Annotated in this window: 6 protein-coding genes; 3 read left to right on the top strand and 3 right to left on the bottom strand. The window is 45.9% G+C overall.

Going from position 1 to position 5,964, the window contains the following annotated elements:
* Positions 1–192: PHP-associated domain-containing protein (locus tag AC1DUA_RS19755; RefSeq protein ID WP_477501396.1), on the top strand; the 192-nt coding region annotated here is incomplete at its 5' end.
* Positions 193–246: 54 nt separating this feature from the next.
* Here the strand turns inward: AC1DUA_RS19755 and AC1DUA_RS19750 are convergent.
* Positions 247–2,544, bottom strand: a complete 2,298-nt coding sequence (locus AC1DUA_RS19750) for a bifunctional diguanylate cyclase/phosphodiesterase (protein ID WP_477501395.1) — start codon at positions 2,542–2,544, stop codon at positions 247–249.
* Positions 2,545–2,764: 220 nt separating this feature from the next.
* On the opposite strand from AC1DUA_RS19750, the gene AC1DUA_RS19745 reads away from it, so the two are divergent.
* A complete protein-coding gene (locus tag AC1DUA_RS19745; protein WP_477501394.1) occupies positions 2,765–3,649 on the top strand; it encodes a helix-turn-helix domain-containing protein in 885 nt (294 codons plus the stop codon).
* 28 nt (positions 3,650–3,677) lie between these two features.
* Positions 3,678–4,742 (top strand): ParB/RepB/Spo0J family partition protein, encoded by a 1,065-nt coding sequence (locus AC1DUA_RS19740; RefSeq protein ID WP_477501393.1) that lies wholly within the window; start codon positions 3,678–3,680, stop codon positions 4,740–4,742.
* Here the strand turns inward: AC1DUA_RS19740 and AC1DUA_RS19735 are convergent.
* Together AC1DUA_RS19735 and AC1DUA_RS19730 are read right to left on the bottom strand one after the other, a co-directional pair.
* Positions 4,734–5,234 carry a GNAT family N-acetyltransferase gene (locus AC1DUA_RS19735; protein ID WP_477501392.1) on the bottom strand — a complete coding sequence of 167 codons (501 nt, stop codon included), beginning with the start codon at positions 5,232–5,234 and terminating at the stop codon, positions 4,734–4,736. The two genes, AC1DUA_RS19740 and AC1DUA_RS19735, sit on opposite strands and share 9 nt — an antisense overlap.
* 28 nt (positions 5,235–5,262) lie before the next feature.
* Entirely contained in the window at positions 5,263–5,778 is a 516-nt protein-coding gene (locus AC1DUA_RS19730; protein ID WP_477501391.1) for a CYTH domain-containing protein, read from the bottom strand.
* Positions 5,779–5,964 lie beyond the last annotated feature (186 nt).

The raw sequence follows: 5,964 nt of genomic DNA, 5'->3' as shown, positions 1-5,964 counted from the left end.
GGTTGGTACCCATCGCATGCAATGTTAGAGCAAGCCCTTCACTATGGCGTTGAAGTTACATTCGGCTCTGATGCGCATATCCCAAGCCGCGTTGGGGAAGATTGGGAAGATGTCAGCAAAACGCTGAAAGAAATCGGCTTCAAACATTGGGTTTATTTCAAAAACAAACAAAAACAAATTGTCCCGCTATAAAAAACGAGGCTGCCCCGAAAGTAGATTGTTCTACTTGGGGCGGCCTCTTTTCGTTTAGATGGTTGTTCTCATAAAGCCGAGCTTCGGTTGCAAGCTCTCTTGGAGTATGCCCTGCGTCTGATCAGCCGACATAGGTTTAAAGAAGTAGTAACCTTGAATTTGGCTGCAGCCATTGGCAACCAAGAATCTAGCCTGTTCTTCCGTTTCAACGCCTTCAGCAATGATTTGCAGTTGGAATGATTTGGCCACAGATATGATCGCTTTGATCATAGCCCGATCCTTGTCATCCGTTTGTACGCCGCGGACAAACGATTGGTCCAGCTTGATTTTGGTGACGGGAAACCTTTTTAAATAGCTGAGTGAAGAATAATGAGTACCGAAGTCGTCGACGGATATCGCAATTCCTAACTTGCGCAAACGGCCAAGAGCCTCCAGCTGCTCATCCCGCATCGCGACATTTTCAGTGATTTCAATTTCCAAATACTTGGCTTCAAGGCCTGTATCCTCTAAAATTTGAATCACTTTATCGACAAACCGCTCATCGTTCAGCTGCTTAACCGAGAGATTAACGGATATCGTCAACGGTTCTTTCAGAATGTCGTGCCAAGCCTTCATCTGCAAGCAGGCTCCCCGCATCACCCACTCCCCGATGGCAACAATGAAACCCATTTCTTCAGCAATTGGAATAAATTCCGAAGGAGTAATGTGCCCCTTCGTTGTGTGATTCCAGCGCAGCAAGGCTTCAACGCCAATGACTTTACCTAGTTGGCAATCGACCTGCGGCTGATAAACAAGCTCAAGTTCGTTTCGGTCCATGGACTGACGAAGGTGGTTACCCATTTCAAGCTTTGATACAGAATTCATCGCCATTTGCTTATCGAAGAAGCTGTAGGAGCTGCCGCTCTCTTTTTTAGCCATATACATCGCGATATCCGCATTTTTAAGCAGCGATTCCCATGTCAATCCACCGTAAGGATATTGCACAATCCCTATGCTTGCACTGATGAAAAAAGCACGACTGGAGATCAGGCACGCAGGCTTCAAGATCTCGATCAATTGCTCGCAGAAGCGCTGAATGTCCTGTTCATCCGGACAATCCTCGAGCAGGATCGCGAACTCATCCCCCCCGAATCTAGCGAATGTATGGAAAGGAAGATCAGATTGCTGAATCCGGTTGACAACCTCACGCAGCATCAGATCGCCCATATGATGACCATGTGAATCATTGACCATTTTAAAATTATCCAAGTCAAAAAACAGCACCGCCAGCGAAGTATGATTGATTTCGTTATAGACGATCTGTTCCTTCAAAACCATTTGAAAATACGCACGATTATGAATCCCKGTCAGCACATCATGGTAAGCCAGGTAAGAAAGCATTTGTTCCGATTCCAGCAGTCTCTTGGTCGAATCCTTCAGCTCCTGCTGCCCGGCTATCAGCTCCTCATTCACCGCCGTCAAATCTTCATTGGCGAGCTGTAATTCTTGCGTGCGATCATTCACAGCTTTGCTTAAATTGTCCCGCTGCCTAAACATATAAAGGAAGAAGAGCAGACCTAGGACCAGTATCGTAATGAACGAGGCTCGCGTCACTACAATCTGCTGATTGATATTCTCTACCGCACTGTCCGGAGGAAGCGCACCCAGCTCCCAGTTATTATCTGCAAGCTCAATGATGGCCTTCGTGTGTTTCGTTTGGAAAACGGAATCATCGCCAAAAAAGGCAGGTTGACCCGGATTGCGGATCGCAAGTCGATCATTTCTTGGATCTCCACTCTTCATGCCCGCTTCAGCAAGCAATTGATCCACATCGACTCCAACCGATACGAATCCCCAGAACTCTCCATTTTGATAAATCGCTTTGCGTGCAACTAACCCGTTCATTCCCTGCAGCAGCTTAAACGGACCATCCATGGTCATCTTCTTCGTTTGCAGCCCGTGCAAAATTTGCTGTTGCACGTTCATGCGAGGGTCGTTCAACAAATCCCAATTCTTTATGCTTTCATTGCCTTTAAGCGGAAAAACGGCCGTCACAATCCCTTTGGGGGCGATAATTAGATTCAGTGTAGAAGCTTGAGCGCCAAGATACAGAGAAGCAATGTAATTCAAAACTTCTTGATCGTCTTTATTTTGCAAATAATTAGAACTTACATAGGCTTCTAGACTGACCATTAAATTAAAATTACGGTCAATCACCGATTGCAAGACCAATGCCCGCGAGGATAATTGCGACTGTTCAGTCATTCTAAGCTCATTAAATAAAGAGGTTTTATACTTACCGAGAACAAATTCAGAGGATGAGACCAATATGACGAAAACTAGAGCTATTATCGTGTATTGCATCGTTTTCATGAGACTCTACTCCCGTCATCCTTAAACTTTAAACGTCATAATTCGACATCTCCCCTCTATTATTCCATCTGCGAACCGGTAGATCAATCTTTTTATTCGAATTGGATGGCTTCCAAAATAAGKATGTAGAAAAGGGTTTTACAACCTTAATAGGTCTTGCACTTTTCACAGATAGTGTGAAACAATAGAGGCAAGTCACACCCTTGTGGGGGGATGTCCAATGAAGACTCATCTCGGATCACTCGGAAATCTGCGTCCTACGGTCAACTTCAGTAATTATTTCCAAGCTCCAGCAGGTACTTTTTGGGGGCCACGCACGATTCCTGATTGCCAGCTCATCCTCTTGGTATCTGGTTCTGCCAGTTTTGAATTCGCAGGGAAATCCCTGAATTTGCTGCCGGGGAATTGCCTGTTCTATGGCTCAGACACGCCGCATCGATTGGCCATTTCTTCCGACGGTCCCTCGCTACTGGGCAGCATCCATTTCCGCTGGGACTCCGTCTCAACCGAAGCCATTCATCCAGAACCGACAATCATTTTACATACGAGAGAACAGCTAGTAAGACCTGCCAAAACTTATACCGTTCATGTGGAGGGTCACGGAGATGTGGATATGTGGCATTTCTACGAGTTTACACAGTTGGAAGGCCTGTTTGCGCGGATCGCCAAGGAATTCGTCCATCAGGAACCTGGTTATGGTTCGATTGCTCGCGGTTATCTCATTCAAATTCTTACATCCTTGTTACGCTACCAAATGGACAAACGTTTTCGCGCAGCAACCGAGCACAGCAAAATCGCGGCATCCATTGAGGCGATTCAGCAAGATGCATCCCGCAACTGGTCAACGCCTGAGCTTGCGGCAATAAGCGGCTACCATCCCACCTACTTCGCAGAGCTGTTCCGCGAAGCAACTGGCTATGCCCCTAAGCATTATCTGGTTCTGGAAAGAGTGAAACAAGCACAGCTGCTTTTGCTGCACGAACCTACCATTGAAGCCGTTGCGATGAAATTAGGGTATTCCAGCATTCATTATTTTTGCAGAAATTTCAAAGCAGTTACCGGGTTAACCCCTACGGAGTTTAAACAACGCAATGTCGCGCTTTAGATGAAATCTGAATGATTGGAGATATGTTATGGATATTATTGAAATTCCTATCGCGTTAATTGATGAAGACACGGACCAGCCCAGATATCAATTCGACGAAGAAGCGCTTCAAGAACTCATGAAAAGTATTGAGGAAATTGGTTTGCTTTCTCCGATTAAAGTCAGAACGACGGCAAACAACCGCTACAAAATCATCTATGGGAACCGCAGGTACAAAGCTAGTAAAATGCTTGGAAAGCCTACCATGTCCTGTATTGTGTCTAATGTTACGGATGAGATGGAAATCTATCTGGAGCAAATTGCGGAGAATTTGACACGGGAAGGCTTTTCCCCTATTGAGGAAGCCGAGGCTTTCCATAGGCTGATGAATGATGCGAAATTCAGTTCTTCTATTAAATACCTCTCCAGCAAGCTGGGCAAACCTGAGTCCTACATCAAAAATAAGTGTGATCTATTAAAATTCGGCAACGCCGTCAAAAAACTGATCGTCAGCGGTACAGAAATTCGCAAGGACAAGCTGACAGAAGATCAGCTGCTGCCTATCAAAGATTTGGCCATCGAGCATCGCGATCCGCTTGCCTTGATTATTGCAAGAGACGAAATGCCAGTAAGTGACGTGAAAAAAATCGCGAAAATGTTCAAAGATAAGGATATTTCGGAGAGCACGAAAGGGAAGCTTTTGTACAAATCGGGGAACGAATTGGTCGAAACGTGGTCTGTTTTTCAAAACAACCGCGCAGAGCGCTCTAAACCTGCTCCCGCAAAGGCTCCAACCAAAGCGCAAAAAGCCAGCACGGCAATCGATATGCCTCTGGCGGAGCAAAGCGGGCTGTCCTCGCCGAGCAGCCAATCTCAACTGGCAGAGACTGCGACAATAGCATTGGCAATGGCAAAGGCTCCTATTCAAATTAAACTGCAGCAACTGCTCTCGGTTGTACAAGCTCCAAGTGAGAGCGATTTGCAGAACGATGCTTCCAAGCTCGACGCCAGCGAAAAAGACAAGTTTCTGAACGATGTCAATACGCTAGTCGAGCATTTGGAAAAGCAACTGGGCGAATGGAAAAAGGTCAGAGAGTTATCTCTTTCAAAATAGCTTCTTCGCATAACACTGTCTCGGTAGACYACCGTACATCGGGCGGGAGAATTGCAGCGTTAATCCAGCCGACTCTAAATTTCGCCGGCTTATCACATTGTCTGGGTGAACAGTAGCATATATGTACAACATATCTTTCTCCCGTGCGCGTTGCTCTCTCCAGGCATGGAAATGACGCTGCAGTCCTTGTCCTCTCGCCGATTCGTGCACGATGGTGCCTTCCAGCGAAGCGACTCTTGGCAATTCTGCCTCCGGCACGCCAAACTCACGTCCGAGATTGCTGGCGCTTAGTCCAGGGAATGCGAGCACCGTATAAGCAACGAGTGTATCCCCTTGATAAGCGCCGTACATCTCGCCCTTTTGTTCAACTTTTTCGTATAACCCTTCCAAACGATCCATCGAATACAGAGTGGATGGCAGCCGTGAAACCACATCTACCATAAGTGCTTGCACCTTCGGCACATCCTGCTCCCCTAATCGTCTTATGTCCAAAATGAGATGACCCTCTTTCAAATGTGCTTTAATCCCCTATGGCTGACTTTTTCTGCAAGGCAACCCACATGGACTTATTACGGAATTCGTCCTCTGACCCCAGCTCACGTCCGAACCAAGCTGGTGCTTCGAATCGCTCAGCCGCTTCAATGCTTGGAAATTCTACCTCTACCACCGCTAAATCCACTTGTTTATATTCATCAATTTCAAAGTAAAGCCCTGAATGTTCCTCAGCTTCTACAGTAGTGCGAATCTTCTCTAACGGAATCAAACCCGTGTGCTCCAACAGCTGCTTATAAACAGTTTCAGAGATGTTGTACTCAATTTCTTCCCGAACCATACCATGACCAGATTTGAACGTATGTGTATAACTCGACTCGCCAGAGCCATCCACCAGCTGACGCACGCGAATTTCCTGATCCTTCGAAATAGCCAAATACGTTTGATAAATGTACTGCTTGGATACTAGCTTAATTTCTTGATTTTCCAATTCACTCACAGGAAATGAAGGCAATAAAAATTTTTTCTCAATTTCGGCACTCATAGATAAGCCCCTCTCCCAAACCAATCCTTATTTTAAACACCATTTTACCATAAAAATGCTTACGCAACCTGATACCGGGCTATTTGTGCAAAGCTCTGAAACGCGCCGGGGAAATTTCATTCCATGCTCGAAACATTTTACCAAAATGAAATTCATCGGCAAAACCGCATGCGACCGCGATTGCTT

The organism is Paenibacillus sp. 01T422 (genome assembly GCF_056398785.1).
The sequence above is the reverse complement of the archived record's forward strand: the minus strand, read 5'-3'. Positions and strand labels throughout refer to the sequence as shown.

What these genes read in the sequence shown, in the direction of transcription:
- AC1DUA_RS19745 (WP_477501394.1), top strand. Translation starts at nt 2,765, where the DNA reads ATGAAGACTCATCTCGGATCACTCGGAAATCTGCGTCCTACGGTCAAC.
- AC1DUA_RS19740 (WP_477501393.1), top strand. Translation starts at nt 3,678, where the DNA reads ATGGATATTATTGAAATTCCTATCGCGTTAATTGATGAAGACACGGAC.
- AC1DUA_RS19730 (WP_477501391.1), bottom strand. Translation starts at nt 5,778, where the DNA reads ATGAGTGCCGAAATTGAGAAAAAATTTTTATTGCCTTCATTTCCTGTG.